Origin of the sequence: Corallococcus sp. AB030, assembly GCF_003668965.1 — a bacterium.
In the GTDB taxonomy this organism is placed as follows: Bacteria; Myxococcota; Myxococcia; order Myxococcales; family Myxococcaceae; genus Corallococcus; species Corallococcus exiguus.
Window position 1 is genome coordinate 1 of the sequence record NZ_RAWQ01000465.1, and the last position, 1,077, is coordinate 1,077.

The following is a 1,077-nucleotide window of genomic DNA, read 5'->3' on the forward strand; positions in this document are numbered from 1 at the left end:
CGAAGGCATTCGCCTGCCACTCGCGGACGAGCCCCTCGCCGCGCTGGAGCAGCCAGGGCCGTCCCCGTGCGGTCCGCTGCTCCAGCATGTACTTCTCGAACTCGGCCACCGCCTCCTCGAAGGTGGCCAGCGGGTTGTAGACGAGCCAGTCGTAGCCCTTGTCCTTCGCGTAGAAGCGCTCGTCCTGGGCCGCCATCTCCACGGTGGAGTACTTCCCCCAGTCGTCGCTGCTGCCCGGTGCGGCGCCCGCGGACTCCAGCTGCAGCAGCTCCTGCTCGATCGCCGTCTTCTTCACCAGCGTGGCGGAGTTCACCTCGGCGGCTGCGCGCGACAGCGCGGCCGAGGCATCCAGTTGCCCCTTGATGCGGGCGATCTCCAGGCGCAGGTCCCGCTTCCGGGCCTCGGCGGCATTGATAGCGTAGACGTCGCTCTGCGTGAGGGTGGGCTGCATGCGAACTCCTAGATGGACTGCTTGATGTTGTGGCTGAGGAGGCCCGCAGCCTCGTACGTGCGGGCCCCGTGGACGGTGAGCTGCACGACGGCGCCCTCCCCTTCCGGCGCCGCGCGGCGCACCAAGCCCGGGCGCAGGCCCTCCAGCAGCTCGCCGGGACGAAGCGCGCGCACCTGCGTCCAGCCCGCGAAGCGCCGATAGACGAGGTGGTTGGGCGTCGCCACCAGGACGCGGCCGTCGGTGAGCTCCACGCGCCAGCGCGCGGCGCGGTGGCTGGAGGCGGCCACCACCTCGAAGACGCCCACGCGGCGCGTGTCCTCGTGCTGGGTGAGGACGCGCATCCCGGGACGGAGGGACGCCGCGGGAACCTCCTGCCCGTCCTCCAGGGTGATGAGCGTCTCGGGCGCGACGCACGTGCCGCCCGTCCCACCGGAGCCGCCGCCTCCGCCGCCCGACGGCGCGCCGCTGAAGGGCGAGGCGGTGGACTTCGCAAAGTTGGCGCCCAGCCCGGCGTTGTAGACGGGCGAGAACCACATGGAGGCGCTCACACCGTAGACGCCGTGCACCTCGCAGAGGAGCGCGACGTACTCCCCCAGGTTCTGCCCCCAGAGTCCCGCGAGGGCCGC

At 71.9% G+C, this 1,077-nt stretch carries 2 protein-coding genes; both read right to left on the reverse strand.

Going from position 1 to position 1,077, the window contains the following annotated elements; all coding sequences use genetic code 11:
• The coding region (locus D7Y15_RS43610; protein ID WP_121756229.1) for a hypothetical protein at nucleotides 1–451 on the reverse strand (451 nt) is incomplete at its 3' end.
• Between the two features lie 8 nt (nucleotides 452–459).
• Nucleotides 460–1,077, reverse strand: a 618-nt coding sequence (locus tag D7Y15_RS45085; RefSeq protein WP_368667438.1) for a Hint domain-containing protein, incomplete at its 5' end; no start/stop codon positions are given.